Source organism: Streptomyces sp. NBC_00663, from assembly GCF_036226885.1.
In the GTDB taxonomy this organism is placed as follows: domain Bacteria; phylum Actinomycetota; class Actinomycetes; order Streptomycetales; family Streptomycetaceae; genus Streptomyces.
In genome coordinates, this window is the sequence record NZ_CP109027.1 from 5,059,180 (window position 1) to 5,076,602 (window position 17,423).

Here is a 17,423-nt window from a genome sequence, read left to right on the forward strand (position 1 = left end):
TGGTGTCCCGCACCGCATATTTCAGGGCCCGGTGTGCACGTAGGCGGCCCACCAGAGGGGGTCGCTGACCGGGCCGCGGCGGAGTCGGCGGACCGCTTCGTGCAGGGCGTGGGCGGCGCGCGCGGGGTCGAGGCCGGCGCCGGGAGGGGAGGTCAGGCCCTCGTAGAAGGAGTCCGCGACCTGGAGCGCACAGGCGTCGTCCACCACCCATTGGGCCGCCACCACATGGGCGAAGCCCGCCAGTTGCAGGGCGCCCGCGAGGTGCACCGCCTCGTCGGGCAGGACGGCGGCGCCGCGGGCGGTCTCGCAGGCGGAGAGGAAGGCGAGCCGGGCCTCGCGCAGCCGCAGACGGGAGATGTCGGCGACGCTGAGCGGGCCGGCCTGCGCATGGTCGTGGAGGTAGAGCGCGCCGCCCGCCGAGTCGGTGGGGTCCTGGGTGCCGTGTCCGGAGAAGTGCAGGTAGGCGTGGTCGGGGAGGGCGGCGAGCAGGGTGTCCCGGGAGGCCTCGGGGCCGGTGAGGACGGTGGTGGGCGTCGTGGGGGTGGCGCGGGCGGCGAGCTTGCGGACCTCTTCGCGCGCGTGGGGGAGGCGGGGCAGGCCGGGGGTGTCCGACTGGTCCACGGCCAGCATGCGGGCGGCGGCTCCCTGGTCATGCTGCTGGTTCCGGGTGGCGGCGAGGGCTCTGAGCGTCGTCGTGTACGAGCAGACGTAGCGGTCGGGGAGGGCGCGGGCGTCGGGGGTGGTGGGGTCGGGCGGGTAGTGGCCCGCCGCGTGGAGCGGGAGCAGGGACAGGAGGCCGGTCGGGCACCACCACACTCGGGTGGCGTCCGGCGCCAGCTGTTCCAGCGCCGGCAGGACCGGCGCCGCCACCGTGTCCCACAACCAGGCCAGGGTGCGCAGCAGCAGCCGCTGGGCCCGCCAGGCGTCGGCCGGTGAGCGGCCCACGAGGGCGAGGGCGTCGAGGAGGGCCACCGCGCGGCCGGTGAGGCCGTCGTCCCCGGCGAGGTCGAGGTCGGGGAGCGGCACCGCGTGGAGGTCGTGGGCGGTGACGATCAGGGCGTCGCAGCGCAGCGCGCTCGTGTTCACGACGACGACCGGGCCATGGGCGGCGGCGGTGCGCAGCCGGTCGACGGACGGCAGCCGCAGAAAGTCCTCCAGGCCGGGCAGCCGACGGGCCTGGGCCGTCAACTCGTCCATCTCCTGGGCGAGTTCGCGGCGCTGTTCGGCCGCCGTGCGCCGGGCCCGCTCGGCGGTGTCCGACGGGTCGGGGGCGGCGGAGTCCAGGAAGGCGCGGATCTCGCGGATGCGGTCGGCGAGGTGGGGTGCGCGTTCCCGGAGTTCCGTCATCTCGTCGCGGGCCTCCAGGGCCTGTGCGAGCAGCACGCCACGGCCCTGCTCCAGAAGGCGCAGGGCCTCGTGCGGGCGGCCGCAGTTCAGGGCGACGGCGGCGGCCTCGCCGGCCAGGCCCGCGGCCCGGCCGAGGGCGTCGAGCCGGTCCCGGCGGTCCAGTCCGTGCCAGGCCATGAGCGGCAGATGGGCGAGGGCCGCGCGGTGCGCGTCGAGGGCCTCGGTCCAGTCGCCGAACTGCGCGGCGGCCCTGGCCCAGGTCTGCGCGGCGTGGAAGCGGGCGAGCGCGGGGGCGGTGGTGACGGTGGTGGCCTGCCGGAAGGCGTCGAAGGCGGCGTAGAGATCGCCCTCGGCTTCCTCGTACGCCTCCGCTTCCTTGTGTTCCTCTGCCTCAGCCTCCGCCGGCGTCCCCGCCCGTACCAGCAGCGCCGACCCCAGGTTGTTGAGGCACATGATCCGCTGCGGGTGGTCCTCGGGTACGGCGCGCAGGGCGGCGCGGGCCGCGAGGGCCGCCTCGTGCGCGTCGGCGGTGCCGTCCGTGGTGCGGGACGTCGCGGGGTCGAGGCCGCCGGCGCGGGCGACGAGGGCCATGGCGAGGTTGGAGAGGTAGATCGGGCGTTGCGGATGGCCGGTGGGGCACAGGCGCACCGCGTGCCGGAGCCGGTCCACCGCCTCGTCGGCGTCGACGCGCCGGCCCTGGCTGTCGTGCCGGTGGCCGAGGACGAGGCCCAGGTTGGAGAGGTGGACAGGGCGTTGCGGGTGCGCGTCGTCCACGCCGTCCGCCGCGATGCGGGCGGCGTCGACCGCCTCGTCGAGGTCGGTGGCGGCGCCGGTGCGTTCGTAGTGGGACAGCAGGGCGACGGCGAGGTTGCCGTGGTGCTGGGAGGTGTCGACGTGGCCCGGCGGCAGGGCGGCGACGGCGGCGCGGGCGGCCTCGATGGACTCGTCGAGGTCGGTGAGGGCACGTGACCACTCGTAGCGGCGGCGCAGCGCGATGCCGAGGTTGCACAGGTGGACGACCCGGGCGGCGGTGTCGGCGGGGGCCGTGGTGTCGACGGCCTGCCGGGCGGCCCGGACCGCGTCGGCGAGGTCCTGCTGGTCGCCTGCCCAGGTGTAGCGGACGAGGAGGGTGGTGCACAGGTTGGTGAAGTAGGTGGCCCGGTCGGGATGGTCGGCGGGCAGCGCGTCCGGCGCCTCGCGGCTCAGCTCGATGGCGCGGTCCAGGTCGGCGCGGCTGCCGAGGCGTTCGGCGCGTACGCGCAGGGCCGCGCCGAGGTTGGACAGACCGGCGGCGCGGTCGGTGCCGCTGTGGTGCCGGGAACCGGCGGACCGCTGGGCGCGCAGGGCGCCTTCGAGTCGTCGTACGGCCTCGTCGAGTGCGGTGAGGTCGTCGGTGCGCTGGTGGACGGCCTGGAGGGCGCGGCCGAGGTTGAAGAGGACCTGGGTGGCGTGCGGGCCTCTCTCGTCGGGGAGGTGGGCGAGGGCGCGGCGGTTCCAGAGGATCGCCTCGTCGAGGTCGGCGGGGTTGCCGCTGTCGGCGTGGCGCAGGAAGAGCGTGCCGGCGAGGTGGGACTCGTCGACGAGCTGCTGGGGGGCGTCGGGGTGGTGGTGGACGGCGGCCCGGAAGACGGTGATGGCCTCGTCGAGGTCGGCCGGGTGGCCGGTGAAGTGGTGGCGGCGGCCCAGGGCGAGGCCGAGTTCGGAGAGGCATTTGCTGACGGCGGTCGGGTGGAAGCCGGTCAGTAGGGTGCGCGCGTGGCGCAGGGCGGTGACGGCCTCCTCGTTGTCGGCGGGGGACGCGGTCCGTACCGAGCGGGCGTGCAGGGCCTCGCCGAGGTGGGTGAGCAGGACGCCCTCCTGCGGGGTGCCGACGGGGCAGACGGTGAGGCCGCGGCGGGCGGCGGCGACGGCCGCGTCGGCGTCGGCGAGGTCGTCGAAGGCGCGGAAGCGGGTCAGCAGGACGCCGCCGAGGTTGTAGAGGTGCTCGGCGCGGCTGCCGGGGTGGAGGGAGTCCCGCAGCAGGGTGACGGCCTCGTCGAGGTCGGCCCGCCGGTGCAGCCACGGGAAGCGGTCGCGCAGGGCGAGCGCCAGGCTCTCGGCCGCCCCGGACCGCTCCGGGGTGCGCCGCGGGTACGGCGGCCAGGGCCTCGCGTCCCGTGTCGACGGCGGCGTCCAGGTCGGCGGGCGCCCCGGTCACCCCGGCGAGCGAGCGCAGGACGTCGCTGAGGGCGGAGAGATAGCCGTGCCGCAGGGGGTGGCCCGGCGGGCAGGCGGCCACGGAACGGCGGGCGGCGGCGACGGCGGCGTCCAGGTCGGCCCGCCGCCCGTGCAGCTTGAACCGCTGGTGCAGCGCCCGCCCCAGGTTGGCCACGTACATCGGCCGCTGCGGATCCTCGGCCTCCGCGTTCTGTACGGCGCGTTCGAAGGCGTCGGTCGCCGCGTCCAGGTCGGCGGGCGCGAACGTCCGCTCGTACCGGATGAGCCGGGCGATCCCGGCGTTGGAGTGGAACAGGGCGTGCGGCACCGGGGTGACCCGGACCGCCTCGGCGCCGGTGTCGACGGCCGCGTCGAGGTCGGCGGGGTCCTGCCGGACGCCGTAGCGCAGGCTCAGTGATCCGGACAGGTTGGCCAGGTACATGCCCCGGTTGGGGTCGCCGGGCTCCGCCGAGCGCACCGCCTCGCGGCCGAGGGCCACCGCGTCCTCCAGGTCGGTCCGGTCGCCCCGCTGGGTGTACCGGAAGCGCAGCGCGCTGCCCAGGTTGGACAGCATCATGGCGCGGCCGGGGTAGGCGGCGGGCAGCACGTCGGCGGCCCGGCGCCAGCGCGCGATCGCCTCCTCCAGCGCGGCCGGGTCGCCGGTGGTCTGCCAGAGCGCGAAGAGTTCCAGGGCGCGGGTGGTGGAGACGCCGAGATCCTCCACGGGCGGAACGTCCAACTGGGCCACGGTCTCCCGTACTTCGGGCGGCACCTCGTCCGGGACCAGCCGCCAGACCACCGCGTACAGCAGCACGGCCAGCTGTAACTCGGCCAGGTTCTCGGGGGTCTCGGCCTCGTGCAGGGTGCAGCGGGCGTGGAACAGGAAGGCGATCGCCCGTACGACACCCCGCTCCATGACGTACAGCGGTCCCGTCGGCCCCTCGGGCGCCACCAGGGCGATCGCCCGTAACTCCTCCGCCTCCGTCACGGCGGCCGGGTCGAGCACCGCCTGCCGGTCGCCGCGGTCGAGGAAGGCCTCAAGCCGCTGCCCTAGCCGCTCGGCGAGCAGCTCCGACCGCTGCCACGCGCTGTCGTCCCGCATCGTTCGCTCGCCCCCGTCGGCTGCCGCGTACGCCCCAGATGCCTCATGATGGTCCCTCAGAGCCTGTGGCATGTCCCCGGGTGAGGAGAGGGATTCGTGGAGACCGCGGAGCTGTTGGGTGAGCTGTGCCGGCAGCTTCCCGTGCTGCGGGAGTACGCCCGGCAGACCGGTGACAGTGTTGCGCTGGAGGAGATTCTGGCGGCGGCCCGGCGGGGCGAGCCGGTCATTGAGGGGCTGCGCGAGCTCGGGCTGCTGAGGGTGCTGGCGATGGGCGAGAGGGTTGAGCCCCGCAACGCAAGCGAGTGGTCCGGGGGCGCCATGGTCGCCCTCCCCGGTGCAGATCACTCCGGCCGTCTCGCGTACGGCGACTACCGCTGCCCGGCGGGCAGTTGCTCGCGCGCGGAGCAGCCGCGGCCGGGTGACGACCTGCCGGTGTGCGCTCTGCACGGCCGGCCCCTCAGCTTCGGATGAACACCGTCGTCGCCGAGCTCGGCCGCAAGTACGTCGAGCGCTGGGTGGCGATGCTGGTGCTGCCCGGTCTGCTGTACGTCGCCGGCGCGGCGGCCGCCTACCGGCTGGGGCACACGCACTGGGCCGATCTGGGGCGGCTGACCGGCCTCGTGGAGGAGGACGGGCGCAGCGTCTCGTCGGTGTGGCTGCTCGCGGTCGTGGTGCTGCCGGTGCTGTCGGCCGCCGCCGGGCTGGCCGCGCGGGGGGCCGCCGCGATGCTCGGGCGGCTGTGGTTCGACCCGTGGCCCAGCGGTCTCGGGCGTGCGGCGCGGCAGCTGACCGCGGCCCGTGCCGCGCGCTGGGAGGCGGCGGAGGCGGCGTTCCGGGCGGAGCCGGACCGGACACCGGCCCGGCTGGACGCGCTCGCCGCCCGCCGCAACGCCGTGGCCCTGGTGCCGCCGGCCCGGCCGACCTGGTCGGGGGACCGGCTGCGGGCGGTCGATGTGCGGGTGTGGGGCTGGTACCGGCTGGACGTGGTGTTCGCCTGGCCCCGGCTGTGGCTGGTGCTGACCGAGTCCGAGCAGAACGCCCTGCGTGCCGCCCGCACCGAGCTGGACTCCGCCGTCGCACTGGCCGGCTGGGGTGTGCTGACGCTGCTGCCCGCGCTGTGGTGGTGGCCGGCCGTGCTGCCCGCGGGCGCCCTGGTCGCCGTAGGACTGCGGCGGACGCGGGCCGCCGTGGACACGCTGGCGCATCTCACCGAGGCGGCGTTCGATCTGCGGGGCGGGCTGCTGGCGCGGGAGCTGGGGTTCGCGGTGGCGGAGGGCGAGCGGTTGACTCCGGACGTGGGCGCGCGGGTGACCGCGCATCTGCGCAAGCACGCCTGAGACGCAGGAACCCGCTTCCTGGAGGAAGCGGGTTCCGGTACGTCGTTCGCTGGTGCCCCCAACGGGATTCGAACCCGTGCTACCGCCTTGAAAGGGCGGCGTCCTAGGCCGCTAGACGATGAGGGCGGAGACGGGAGAAGCATATGGGATGGCAGGAAGGATCGCCAAAACTGTTTAGCGGGTGCTCCCGGACGGGCTCGGCGAGGGGCTGGTGCCGGTGCTGGTGCCGCTGCTGGGGCTGGGGCTCGGGGTGGCTCCGGGCAGGTTCTCCTCCGGGAGATGACGGCTGACCTCCGCCGTCGTCAGGCCGAGGCCGCCCAGTTTGATCGCGTCCCAGGCTTGCAGATGCCGGGTGTCGCGGTCGAAGTAGAGGATCGAGGCCTCGATCGGGTCCGGGTACTTGCCCTCGACCGCGCGCAGCCCGCTGCCGCCGGTGGAGCCCTCGACGCGCAGCCGGGTGCCGTTGCGCATGACCTCCGTCTCCTGGTGGTGCAGATGGCCGGAGAGGACCAGCGGGACCGAGCCGTCGACCTCGCGGGCGGCCGAGGGCTCGTGGATCACGGCGACGTCGACCGGTTTCCCGGCGGTCGTCCAGTCGCGCAGCGAGGCGGCGAGCCGGCCGCCGGCCGCCTCCTGGGTCTCCTGGGCGCCGGACTTCTCGCTGCGGTCGGGGGTGTACTGGGGATCACCGAGCCCGGCGAAGCGCAGCCCGGCGACGGTCTCGGCGCGGCCGTCGTCGAGGACGTGGACGTTCTTCATGCGCTCCAGGTAGCGCTGGGTGACCTGGGAGTCGTGGTTGCCGCGGACCCAGACGTACGGCGCCCCGAGGTCGGCGACCGGGTCGAGGAAGCCGTTCTCGGCGGCCGTGCCGTGGTCCATGGTGTCGCCGGAGTCGACGATCACGTTGACCTGGTACTGCTTCACCAGCGAGGCGATGATCTTCCAGCTCGCCGGGTTGAGATGGATGTCCGAGACGTGCAGGACGCGGATGGTGGTGGGGTCCGGCTGGTAGGCGGGGAGCGTGGAGGTGACGTCGTACAGCTTGGTCACGTTGGTCACCAGGCGCGCCAACTCCCGCTGGTAGACGTCGAACTCGGTGACGATGCTGCGCGCGTTGCCGACCAGGGACGGGGCCGAGGAGAGCAGTCCGGAGAACTTCGGCTGGAGGACCGAGTCGGGGTTCCAGGTGGCGTACGCCGTCCCGCCGCACGCGGCCAGCAGGGTCAGGGCGAGGCCGCCGGCGGCGAGGGCGCGGCGCGGGCGGCGGTAGACGGCGAGGCCGAGGGCGGTGGCGCCCGCGACGACGGCGACACAGGAGCGCAGGGCCAGGTCGAGGGTGCCGTGCTCGACGTCCCGGGCGACCTCGTCCTGGAGGCCGGAGATCCGCTCGGGGTGGTCGACCAGGGCCTGGGAGCGGACCGGGTCGAGTTGGTCGACGTTGACGTCGAGGCGGACCGGGGCGTGATGGCTGTCCAGTTGCAGGGCGCCGAGCGGGGAGACGTTGATCTTCGTGCCGCCGGTGAGGGACGGGCGCAGGGTCATCGTGGTGTTCATGGGCCCGACCGGGGTGCGGACGTTGCCGACGATGAGCAGGCCCAGCCAGGCGCCGAGCAGCACGACCGCGACCAGACCGAGGGCGCGGCCCCACGGGTGCGGCTGGGGCACGAGTTCGACGGAGGGGTGCGGGCGGCGGGTGCGGTAGTGCCGGGCGAGGGCGCGGGGCGAGCGGCGTAGGCGGATCAGGACGTTCAGGGCGGCGACGGGGACGCGGGCCATTGGTCCCGTATGCCCAAGTGCGGGGGTGGCTATGCGGTGGTGTGGCGCACGGGATCAGCCCCAGCCGAGTTCGTGGAGACGCTCGTCGTCGATGCCGAAGTGGTGGGCGATCTCGTGGACGACGGTCACGGCGACCTCGTGGACGACGTCGTCGCGGGTCTCGCAGTAGCGCAGGGTCGGGCCCATGTAGATCGAGATGCGGTCGGGCAGGACGCCCGCGTACCACTCGCCGCGCTCGGTGAGCGGGGTGCCCTCGTACAGGCCGAGCAGTTCGGGGTCGTCCGCCGGGGGTTCGTCCTCCACGAACACCGCCACGTTGTCCATGACCCGGGTCAGCTCGGGCGGGATCTGGTCCAGGGCCTCGGCCACCAGCTCTTCGAAGGCGTCGCGCGTCATCTCCAGCACAGGGACATTGTCGGGGACGGGGGCGTGATCCGCGGGGTCGGGCACGGCTGGTGTGCGGTCGGGCCGTGCGGGGCACCGCGCGTGTCCTCTTGTGGGCGGCGGGAGTTGGACAGGTGGACTCCCTCACCCGCCCTCGGAGGTGGCTGCCCGTGCGCCCCAAGTACGTACCCGTCCGTCTGGCCGCCACGGTCATGGCCGTCGCCGCCGCCGCAGGCTGTATGAGCGTCGGTGACGACGACGGGGGCAAGAGCGCCAAGCCCTCGCACTCCGCGGGAGAGCGGGGCGGTGAGGCGCCGGACGGCGGGACGGCGGTGTCGGGCGGCGGCTCCGGGTACGGGGCGGCGGGCGCCGACGGCAAGCACGGCGAGAAGGGGAAGGGCAAGGGGAAGGGGAAGGACGGGGAGTCCGCGTCGCCCTCCGCCTCGGCGTCGGCCCAGGACGACGCGTCGCCCTCGGCGAAGCCCCAGCCCGGGAAGCCGGACAAGCCGGGGCAGCCGACGCCGACCAAGGCGCCGCCGACCCCGACGAGGACGGCCGACCCGGACCCGGTGACGCCGACCCCCGAGCCGCCGACGCCGGACCCGCCGACGCCGTCGGCCGAGCCCTCCTCCTCCGCCCACCCGGACACCGAGCCGCAACTGGTCCAGCGGGAGCCGGCGCCGACGGCGGGATCACCGGTGTGACGGCCGCGGCGATGTGACGTACGTCTAGTCCACGGGGATCGGTTTGCCTTGGGGGGTGGAGGGTGCGTATGGTGGTAGATCGTTTGATCCCATTGCCCGGCGCCATTGCAGAGAGCGCCGTGTGGCGCGTTCTCTCCCTTGCCGTGGCTGACCGCATAGAGGCGGTCGTATTGCGAAATCACGGAGTTGACGGGCGCGTGCCGACGAGACTCCGGAAGGTTTCGCTTACGCATGTCCATTTCCAGTTCTGATCACATCGTCATGCCCGAGAACGACGAGAACGAGGCCGTCGAGGCGCTCGAGACCGTCGACTCGGCCGACTCGCTCGACACCGCCGACACCGCCGACTCGGTCGACGAGACCCCCGGGGTCACCTTCGCCGACCTCGGTCTTCCCGAGGGCGTCGTGCGCAAGCTCGCGCAGAACGGTGTGACCGCCCCCTTCCCGATCCAGGCCGCGACCATCCCGGACGCCCTGGCCGGCAAGGACATCCTCGGCCGTGGCCGCACCGGCTCCGGCAAGACCCTCTCCTTCGGTCTGCCGACCCTGGCGACGCTCGCCGGCGGCCGCACCGAGAAGCACAAGCCCCGCGCGATCATCCTCACGCCGACGCGTGAGCTCGCCATGCAGGTGGCGGACGCCCTCCAGCCCTACGGCGACGTCCTCGGCCTGAAGATGAAGGTCGTCTGCGGCGGTACGTCGATGGGCAACCAGATCTACGCCCTCGAGCGCGGCGTCGACGTCCTGGTAGCCACCCCGGGCCGGCTGCGCGACATCATCAACCGCGGCGCCTGCTCGCTGGAGAACGTGCAGATCGCCGTCCTCGACGAGGCCGACCAGATGTCCGACCTGGGCTTCCTGCCCGAGGTCACCGAGCTGCTCGACCAGGTCCCGGCCGGCGGCCAGCGGATGCTGTTCTCCGCCACGATGGAGAACGAGATCTCCACGCTGGTCAAGCGCTACCTGAGCAACCCCGTCACGCACGAGGTCGACAGCGCCCAGGGCAACGTCACGACCATGTCGCACCACATCCTGATCGTGAAGCCCAAGGACAAGGCGCCGGTCACCGCCGCGATCGCCTCCCGCAAGGGCCGCACGATCATCTTCGTCCGCACCCAGCTGGGCGCGGACCGCATCGCCGAGCAGCTGTGCGACGCCGGTGTGAAGGCCGACGCGCTGCACGGCGGTATGACGCAGGGCGCCCGTACCCGCGTGCTCGAGGACTTCAAGAAGGGCTACGTCAACGCGCTCGTCGCGACCGACGTCGCCGCCCGTGGTATCCACGTCGACGGCATCGACCTGGTCCTGAACGTGGACCCGGCCGGTGACCACAAGGACTACCTGCACCGCGCGGGCCGTACGGCGCGTGCCGGTCGCACGGGTACGGTCGTCTCCCTCTCCCTGCCGCACCAGCGCCGCCAGATCTTCCGCCTCATGGAGGACGCGGGCGTCGACGCCGGGCGTCACATCATCCAGAGCGCCGGCGCCTTCGACCCCGAGGTCGCCGAGATCACCGGTGCCCGGTCGATGACCGAGGTCCAGGCCGAGTCCGCGGGCAACGCCGCGCAGCAGGCCGAGCGTGAGGTCGCCTCCCTGACCAAGCAGCTGGAGCGGGCGCAGCGCCGTGCGAGCGAGCTGCGCGAGGAGGCCGACCGCCTCGTCGCCCGCGCCGCCCGTGACCGCGGTGAGGACCCGGAGGCCGCCGTCGCCGAGGCGCAGGCCGCGGTCGTTGCCGCCGAGGCCGTCGAGGCGTCGGTGCCCGCGCAGCCGGCGGCCCAGGAGGCCGAGCGTGGCTTCGAGCGTCGCGACAACGACCGTGGCGGCTTCCGTCGTGACGAGCGTCGCGACGACCGTGGTGGCCGTTCCTTCGAGCGCCGTGACGACCGTGGTGGCCGTTCCTTCGAGCGTCGGGACAACGACCGCGGTGACCGTGGCGGGTTCCGTCGTGACGAGCGTCGCGATGACCGTGGTGGCCGTTCCTTCGAGCGCCGTGACGACCGGGGCGGCTTCAACCGGGACAACCGTGACCGCGGTGAGCGTGGCTTCGAGCGTCGGGACAACGAGCGCGGTGACCGTGGCGGGTTCCGTCGTGACGAGCGTCGCGACGACCGTGGTGGCCGTTCCTTCGAGCGCCGTGACGACCGCGGTGGCCGTGGCTTCGAGCGTCGGGACAACGAGCGCGGTGACCGTGGCGGGTTCCGTCGCGACGACCGTCCGGCCGGCCGTTCCTTCGAGCGCCGTGACGAGCGCGGTGGACACCGTGGCAGCGACCGCCCCTTCAACCGCGACCGCCGCGACGACCGTCCGGGCTTCCGCTCCGGCGGCCACGAGCGCCCCCACGGCCGCCGTGACGACCACCGTGGCACCGGCACCGGCACCGGCTCCGGTTCCGGCTCGTCCTTCGGCCGCCGTGACGACAAGCCGCGCTGGAAGCGCAACGGCTGACAAGTAGCTCAATGAAGGGCCCGTACGACTCCGGTCGTACGGGCCCTTCGGCGTTCCGGGGTTTCCGAGGGGCACGGGCGGCCGGTTTGCCGGACTCCTCATGATTAGTGAATGTGTTCGAATCCTGTGCGTGGCCTGTGTTAACTTCCGCGCCTCCCTAGCCAGTTGGAGGTGTCGTGGCCCCACGCCACAGGCCCCATCGCATGTGTTTCCTCGTTCCCGGCGCGCTCGTCGCCTCCGTCGTGCTCGCGCCCGCCGCCCACGCCGACACGACCCCCGCGCCCCTCACCATCGACGCCCCCGACCGCTATCTGCCGCGCGGCCTCAACCTGGAGTCGGCGGGCGGCGCCGGCGACCTCGGCCGGGTGGAGCGCGACGGCTCCGAGGACTTCACCGGATTCCGCTGGACCCCCACCTCCGGCGACCCGACGGCCATCGGCCAGGACCCGGCGGCCCCGTCCGCCGAGCGCGTCGGAGGCTTCGCCTCGGACGTCGTCGGCGTCCACACACCCGCCGACCGGTCCGTGGAGCTGAAGGACATGAAGGCGGGCACGTCGATCCGCTTCACGCTCCCCGAGGGCCAGACCTACCAGGGCACGTACGGCGACACGGTGCTGACGGCCACCTGGGCCGCGGACGGCTCCGTCGCCTCCCTGCACCTTCTGCGCCCCCGTGACGACGGGGAGTTGAAGGACACGGAGGTCACCGGCAAGGACGGTGTGAGGCCGGCGTCGTACAAGGTGCTCGGCGGCGACGCCGACACCCTCGCGATCTGGGTCTCCGGCGACCCGGCTGGCCAGGTCGGCCTGGTGGACACGACGACCGGCCGGATCACCGGCGTGCTCAAGGGCACCTGGGGCAGCGGGTACACGCAGGTCGCGGTCGGCGCGACGTACGTGGCCTGGTTCGACCCGGCGTACGGCGACCAGAAGGCGCACCTGCTGCGCCGGGACGCCCTCGACGGCACCGAGACCACGGTGGACGTGGCCTCGTCGTACGAGCAGCGGGCGTACATCGCGCTGGCCGGCGACTGGCTGGTCTCGCTGCGCCAGACCGAGTCCTTCCGCAACAGCGACGCCCCGAAGGACCGCGGCGAGCCCCTGCTGGCGGTCCCGGTGACCGGCGGTCAGGTGCGGACGCTGCTGCCGCACGCCCGCCTCGGCGGCACCTACGGCCTGAACCCGACGCCGGACGGCGGGATCCTGGTCGCGGGCGGCGCGTCGGCGGGCGACTGGGGCGTACGGAAGGTGACGGCGCGGCCCGACGGCACCCTCGCGGTGGCCACGGTGAGGTCCCTGACGCCGAAGGCGGGCACGTACAGCGCGGTGACCCTGGCCGCAGGCGACCTCGCGACGAGCGAGCCGGACACCAACTACCTGCCCTCCCTCTACAAACGCCACATCGACCTCGGGACCGCGTCCGCCGGCCCCCGCGCCCTCGTCGCCCAGCCGCCGCTGAGCACCGACGGCACGGGCGGTACGGCGGGCAGCGGGGCCTTCGCGCTCGGCGACGGCGCGTTCGCCTACCCGGCGGCCGGCGGCATCGATGTCCGTTCGGCCCCGGACGACGCGGTGAGCGTGGCGGTCCCGGGCGGCGGCCAGATCGTGGACGCGTCCGGCCGGTACGTCGTCTTCGGCTACGGCTACATGTCCGGGTTCGGCTCGTACCAGCAGTACGTCGTCGACCGCGAGAAGCCCGGCTCCGACAAGGTCCTCCTCACCCGGCCCGCGTCGGCCGCGGCCGTCTGGGGCAGCGACTTCTGGACGCCGGGCGACACCGAGGGGACGGTGACGTCGACCGATCTGAGGTCCGGCGCGACCGAGACCTTCGCGCTCGGCAAGGAGTGCACGCCGACCGACCTCCAGGCGGTGGGCCGCTGGGTCTACTGGACCTGCGCGGCCTCCGGCGACCCGGCGGGCTCCGGGGTCTGGGACCGCGACACCGGGCGCATGCTCGACGTACCGGCGGACGGTGAGCTGGGCGACGGGTACGTGGTCGTGCACGACGAGGGGACGGGCCAGCTCCGGCTCGTCGACTTCCACACGGCCGACACGGTCGAGACCCACGTCCTCGCGACCGACCTCCCCGGTTACCTCTCCCACGGCGCCTACGCCGTCGACCGCTTCGGCGGCGGTGTGGCCTGGCTCCCGGGGCGGGGGAAGCCGGGGGCGATGCGGGCGGTTGCCTCCGGGGTGCCGACGTCGGCGCTGACCGCGGTCGAGGCGCACGCGGACCGTTCCGCCGCCGGGTGGACCGCCACCTGGCAGCTCTCCAAGCCGGCCGCGCCGGGCGCGCATGTCGTCATCAAGGACGCCTCGGGGGCGACCGTGCGGACCCTGGACGCCGTTCAGCACGGTGCCGAGCTGGAGGTGACGTGGGACGGGGCCGACGAGGGCCCGTACACCTGGGAGTTGGCGGCGGCGCCCGCGGACGGGCAGGGGGCCGAGCTGCGGTTGACGGGCGGTATTTAGCCATCCTGTGACGTGTGTCACGCCCCCGGCAAGGGAATTGCTGGGGGCATGACAGATGACGCGATAGCGAGCGGGCCGTCCAAGGGGCCGAACGGCCTGTCGGACGAGGAACGGCTGGCCCAGCTCGGTTACACACAGGTCCTGGCCCGCCGTATGTCGGCGTTCTCCAACTACGCCGTCTCCTTCACGATCATCTCGGTCCTGTCGGGCTGTCTGACGCTGTATCTGTTCGGCATGAACACCGGCGGCCCCGCGGTGATCACGTGGGGGTGGGTGGCCGTCGGGCTGATGACCCTGTTCGTCGGGTTGTCGATGGCCGAGATCTGTTCGGCGTACCCGACCTCCGCGGGGCTGTACTTCTGGGCCCACCGCCTCGCCCCGCCCCGGACCGCGGCCGCGTGGGCGTGGTTCACGGGCTGGTTCAACGTGCTGGGGCAGGTCGCCGTGACCGCCGGCATCGACTTCGGGGCGGCGTCCTTCCTCGGCGCCTACCTGAACCTCCAGTTCGACTTCGAGGTGACGCCGGGCAGGACGATGCTGCTCTTCGCGGCGATCCTCGTCCTGCACGGCCTGCTCAACACCTTCGGCGTGCGGATCGTCGCCCTGTTGAACAGCGTCAGCGTGTGGTGGCACGTGATCGGCGTCGCGCTCATCGTCGGCGCCCTCACCTTCGCCCCCGACCACCACCAGTCCGCGTCCTTCGTGTTCGGCGAGTTCGTGAACAACACGGGCTGGGGCAGCGGGGCGTACGTCGTCGCCCTCGGCCTGCTGATGGCCCAGTACACCTTCACCGGCTACGACGCCTCCGCCCATATGACCGAGGAGACGCACGACGCCTCGACGGCGGGCCCGAAGGGGATCGTGCAGTCGATCTGGACGTCGTGGATCGCGGGCTTCGTGTTGTTGCTGGGCTTCACCTTCGCCATCCAGTCCTACGACGGTGCCCTGAACTCCCCGACCGGCGCGCCGCCCGCCCAGATCCTGCTGGACGCGCTCGGCGCGACCTCCGGCAAGCTGCTGCTGCTCGTCGTCATCGGGGCGCAGCTGTTCTGCGGGATGGCGTCCGTGACCGCCAACAGCCGCATGATCTACGCGTTCTCCCGGGACGGGGCGCTGCCGTACTCGCGCATCTGGCACACCGTCAGCCCCCGCACCCGCACACCGGTCGCCGCGGTGTGGCTGGCGGCGGGCGGCGCGCTGATCCTCGGTCTGCCGTACCTGATCAATGTGACCGCGTACGCGGCGGTGACGTCCATCGCCGTCATCGGCCTCTACATCGCGTACGTCATCCCGACCCTGCTCCGGCTGCGCAAGGGCGAGGAGTTCGAGCGCGGGCCCTGGCATCTGGGCCGCTGGTCCAGGGCGATCGGGGTGGTGTCGGTGGCGTGGGTCGGCGTGATCACGGTCCTGTTCATGCTGCCGCAGCTCTCGCCGGTCACCTGGGAGACCTTCAACTACGCGCCGGTCGCCGTCCTGGTGGTGCTGGGCTTCGCGGCGACCTGGTGGCTGGCCTCGGCCCGGCACTGGTTCCTCAACCCCGACCACGAGCGGACGCTGGCGAGGGAAGCGGCCCGCAAGGGTGCCCCCGAACCGGTCGATCCGTGATCTTTACGGCCCGTCTCCCGAGCCCGGCGCGGCCGTGTCCCCGATACCCGATCGGAGAGACGGCCGCGTCCGGCTATGCTCGGGGAGGCAACATCGCCTGGGCCCTTAGCTCAATTGGCAGAGCAGTGGACTTTTAATCCATTGGTTGTGGGTTCGAGTCCCACAGGGCCTACATGTGACGGCGCCCGAGCCGGCTTCGGTCGGTTCGGGCGCCGTCGTGTTCGCGGGGTCAGCGCGTCCGTGGCCACAGCGCCCCGAGGATCAGCCGTACCTGGTCGATCAGATGCGCGGGCTCGAACGTGCCGGGGTCGGTGAGGGCGAGGCGGCCGAAGTGTTCGGCGCAGGCGACCAGGGCGTGGGCGAGGATCCGCGGGTCGAGGGAGCCAGGGGACTCGCGGGTCGGGTCGTTCGGGTCGGTCAAGGCGTGGGAGAGCCACGTCTCGACGCGGAGCCGGAATCGTTCCCGGTCCGCCTCGATGCGGTCGCGGACCACCGTCGGCATGTTGCCGGGCGGCGCGAGGATCAGCCGCCAGGTGTCCGGGTCCTGACGGAGCATCGTGGACATGCGGCGCACGGTCTCCGCGGCGAATGCGGCCGGGTCGCCCCGTTGCGCGGGGTCGTCGGGGATCGTGGCGAGCAGGCGGTCGAAGGCGCGGGCCTGCTGGCGGTCGAGCAGTGCGGTCAGCAGGGCATCGAGGTGGTCGTAGGCGCCGTAGACCACGGACCGGGCGACGCCGGCCCGCTTGGCGATGGCGTCGATGGAGATCCGGTCGTAGCCGTCGCTGACGATCACGGCGAGGGCGGCGTCGAGGAGTTGCTCACGGCGCTGCTCGATCGGGACGCGCGGGGCGTAGGGGCGCCGCTTGCGGGGCTGGTTCTCCGAAGTCGTGTGGGTCGACACCTTGGCAGTTTACGACAGCCGTGTCTTAATTTAAGACACCAGTGTCGTAAGTGAGGGGCGGCTCCATGACGAAGCTCAAGAGGTTCCGGCGCGGCGAGGTCCGACCGCACGAGGACCACGGCTTCTTCGGGCCCGGCTCGGTCGTGTGGAAGGTCTGGAGCTATCCGACCGCCCCGACGGTCGGCTTCCAGCGGGCTGTCGTCGTCGAGGAGCTCGACCCGCCACTGGTGGCCGCCGTACACGCCACCCAGGGCATCTACCGCCGCTCCCGCACCCGTTACGACCGCACCCTGCGCTACTTCGCGATGGTGGCCTTCGCCGGTTCCCGTGAGGTGTGCAAGGCCGCGGACGTGCTGGTCAAGGTGCACTCCAAGGCGATCGGCGAGCTGCCGTACGGCGGCGGGACCTACGACGCCAACGACCCCGCCTCACAACTGTGGATCCAGCTCACCGGCTGGCACTCGATCCTCTACGCGTACGAGAAGTACGGCCCCGGCAAGCTCACCGAGCAGGAGGAGACGGAGTACTGGGAGGCCTGCGCCCTCGCCGCGGAGTTGCAGACCTGCTCCCCCGACGACGTCCCCCGCAGCAGGGACGGCGTCCGGGCGTACTTCGCGGAGATGCGCCCGCGGCTGTCCGGCAGCCCGATCGCCCGGCAGGCCATGCACCATCTGCTCAGGGCCGAACTCGTCTTCCCGCCGACGCCCTGGTGGGCGACGCCGGCGAGCCTGGCCGTCGCGCGGGCCCAGCGGATCGCCACGATCGCGACCATGCCGCGCTGGATGCGCGAGCTGGCGGGCATCCGGCAGTCCCGCCTCCTCGACACGCTCATCGTGCCGGTCATGAGGGCGGCCTTCGCGCTCGCCCATCTGAGCCCGCGGCTCGAACTGCTCCTGATCGGACGCCTCTCGCCCTCGACGGTCCCGGTGATCGCACCGATGAAGCTCGGCGTCCCGCCGCGCACGCAGGAGGTGCTGACGCCCGCCGAGGCCCGCGCCCGCCACGGCTACCCCAGGCCCGCCGAGGCCCATCTCGACCTCCGCGCCCGGCAGGCCGCCCGTGTCTTCGACGACGGCAAGGCCCCCAGCGACCAGGGCCTCATCGAGTCCCAGGAGATCCTCGGCCCGCTCGCGTAGCGGGCGCCCAACACCTGTG

14 protein-coding genes, 2 tRNA genes and 1 pseudogene are annotated in these 17,423 nt (G+C 73.1%); 11 read left to right on the forward strand and 6 right to left on the reverse strand.

What is annotated here, in order from left to right; translation table 11 throughout:
• Window positions 1–21: 21 nt before the first annotated feature.
• Window positions 22–2,121, reverse strand: a complete 2,100-nt coding sequence (locus tag OG866_RS23165) for a CHAT domain-containing protein (protein WP_329337404.1) — start codon at window positions 2,119–2,121, stop codon at window positions 22–24.
• Between OG866_RS23165 and OG866_RS23170 the strand changes: the two genes are divergently transcribed.
• The gene (locus OG866_RS23170) at window positions 2,107–2,316 is read left to right on the forward strand and encodes a hypothetical protein (protein WP_329337406.1); all 210 of its coding nucleotides are present in this window, start codon (window positions 2,107–2,109) and stop codon (window positions 2,314–2,316) included. The genes OG866_RS23165 and OG866_RS23170 overlap by 15 nt on opposite strands.
• Here OG866_RS23170 and OG866_RS45260 read toward each other — a convergent pair.
• Window positions 2,308–2,358, reverse strand: a pseudogene (locus tag OG866_RS45260) (hypothetical protein); the annotation flags it as partial. The gene OG866_RS23170 and the pseudogene OG866_RS45260 sit on opposite strands and share 9 nt — an antisense overlap.
• Here OG866_RS45260 and OG866_RS23175 point away from each other — a divergent pair.
• The 4 genes from OG866_RS23175 to OG866_RS23190 all read left to right on the forward strand — a co-directional run bounded on the left by OG866_RS23175 (window position 2,359) and on the right by OG866_RS23190 (window position 5,982).
• A complete protein-coding gene (locus tag OG866_RS23175) occupies window positions 2,359–3,093 on the forward strand; it encodes a hypothetical protein (protein WP_329337407.1) in 735 nt (244 codons plus the stop codon).
• 277 nt (window positions 3,094–3,370) lie between these two features.
• Window positions 3,371–3,961 carry a hypothetical protein gene (locus tag OG866_RS23180; protein ID WP_329337408.1) on the forward strand — a complete coding sequence of 197 codons (591 nt, stop codon included), beginning with the start codon at window positions 3,371–3,373 and terminating at the stop codon, window positions 3,959–3,961.
• Window positions 3,962–4,741: 780 nt separating this feature from the next.
• Window positions 4,742–5,116 carry a hypothetical protein gene (locus tag OG866_RS23185; RefSeq protein WP_329337409.1) on the forward strand — a complete coding sequence of 125 codons (375 nt, stop codon included), beginning with the start codon at window positions 4,742–4,744 and terminating at the stop codon, window positions 5,114–5,116.
• Complete coding sequence (locus tag OG866_RS23190; protein WP_329337411.1) at window positions 5,113–5,982, forward strand: hypothetical protein; 870 nt, start codon at window positions 5,113–5,115, stop codon at window positions 5,980–5,982. Before OG866_RS23185 ends, OG866_RS23190 begins: the two co-directional genes overlap by 4 nt.
• A gap of 50 nt (window positions 5,983–6,032) precedes the next feature.
• Here the strand turns inward: OG866_RS23190 and OG866_RS23195 are convergent.
• The 3 genes from OG866_RS23195 to OG866_RS23205 all read right to left on the reverse strand — a co-directional run bounded on the left by OG866_RS23195 (window position 6,033) and on the right by OG866_RS23205 (window position 8,163).
• Window positions 6,033–6,108, reverse strand: a tRNA-Glu gene (locus OG866_RS23195).
• 48 nt (window positions 6,109–6,156) lie between these two features.
• Complete coding sequence (locus tag OG866_RS23200; protein WP_329337413.1) at window positions 6,157–7,758, reverse strand: metallophosphoesterase family protein; 1,602 nt, start codon at window positions 7,756–7,758, stop codon at window positions 6,157–6,159.
• A 54-nt stretch (window positions 7,759–7,812) separates the two neighbouring features.
• Window positions 7,813–8,163, reverse strand: a complete 351-nt coding sequence (locus OG866_RS23205; RefSeq protein WP_329337415.1) for a metallopeptidase family protein — start codon at window positions 8,161–8,163, stop codon at window positions 7,813–7,815.
• A gap of 149 nt (window positions 8,164–8,312) precedes the next feature.
• On the opposite strand from OG866_RS23205, the gene OG866_RS23210 reads away from it, so the two are divergent.
• From OG866_RS23210 to OG866_RS23230, 5 genes are all read left to right on the forward strand, one after another.
• Window positions 8,313–8,846: a hypothetical protein gene (locus OG866_RS23210; protein ID WP_329337417.1), complete on the forward strand. Its 534-nt coding sequence runs from the start codon at window positions 8,313–8,315 to the stop codon at window positions 8,844–8,846.
• A gap of 231 nt (window positions 8,847–9,077) precedes the next feature.
• Window positions 9,078–11,291 (forward strand): DEAD/DEAH box helicase, encoded by a 2,214-nt coding sequence (locus OG866_RS23215; RefSeq protein WP_329337418.1) that lies wholly within the window; start codon window positions 9,078–9,080, stop codon window positions 11,289–11,291.
• Between the two features lie 203 nt (window positions 11,292–11,494).
• On the forward strand, window positions 11,495–13,762 hold the full coding sequence (locus OG866_RS23220; protein WP_329337420.1) for a hypothetical protein: 2,268 nt from the start codon (window positions 11,495–11,497) through the stop codon (window positions 13,760–13,762).
• Window positions 13,763–13,810: 48 nt separating this feature from the next.
• Entirely contained in the window at window positions 13,811–15,367 is a 1,557-nt protein-coding gene (locus tag OG866_RS23225) for an amino acid permease (protein WP_329337421.1), read from the forward strand.
• Window positions 15,368–15,466: 99 nt separating this feature from the next.
• Window positions 15,467–15,539, forward strand: a tRNA-Lys gene (locus OG866_RS23230).
• A 57-nt stretch (window positions 15,540–15,596) separates the two neighbouring features.
• Here the strand turns inward: OG866_RS23230 and OG866_RS23235 are convergent.
• Window positions 15,597–16,268: a TetR/AcrR family transcriptional regulator gene (locus tag OG866_RS23235; protein ID WP_329337422.1), complete on the reverse strand. Its 672-nt coding sequence runs from the start codon at window positions 16,266–16,268 to the stop codon at window positions 15,597–15,599.
• Window positions 16,269–16,333: 65 nt separating this feature from the next.
• On the opposite strand from OG866_RS23235, the gene OG866_RS23240 reads away from it, so the two are divergent.
• A complete protein-coding gene (locus OG866_RS23240) occupies window positions 16,334–17,404 on the forward strand; it encodes an oxygenase MpaB family protein (protein WP_329337424.1) in 1,071 nt (356 codons plus the stop codon).
• Window positions 17,405–17,423: the final 19 nt, after the last annotated feature.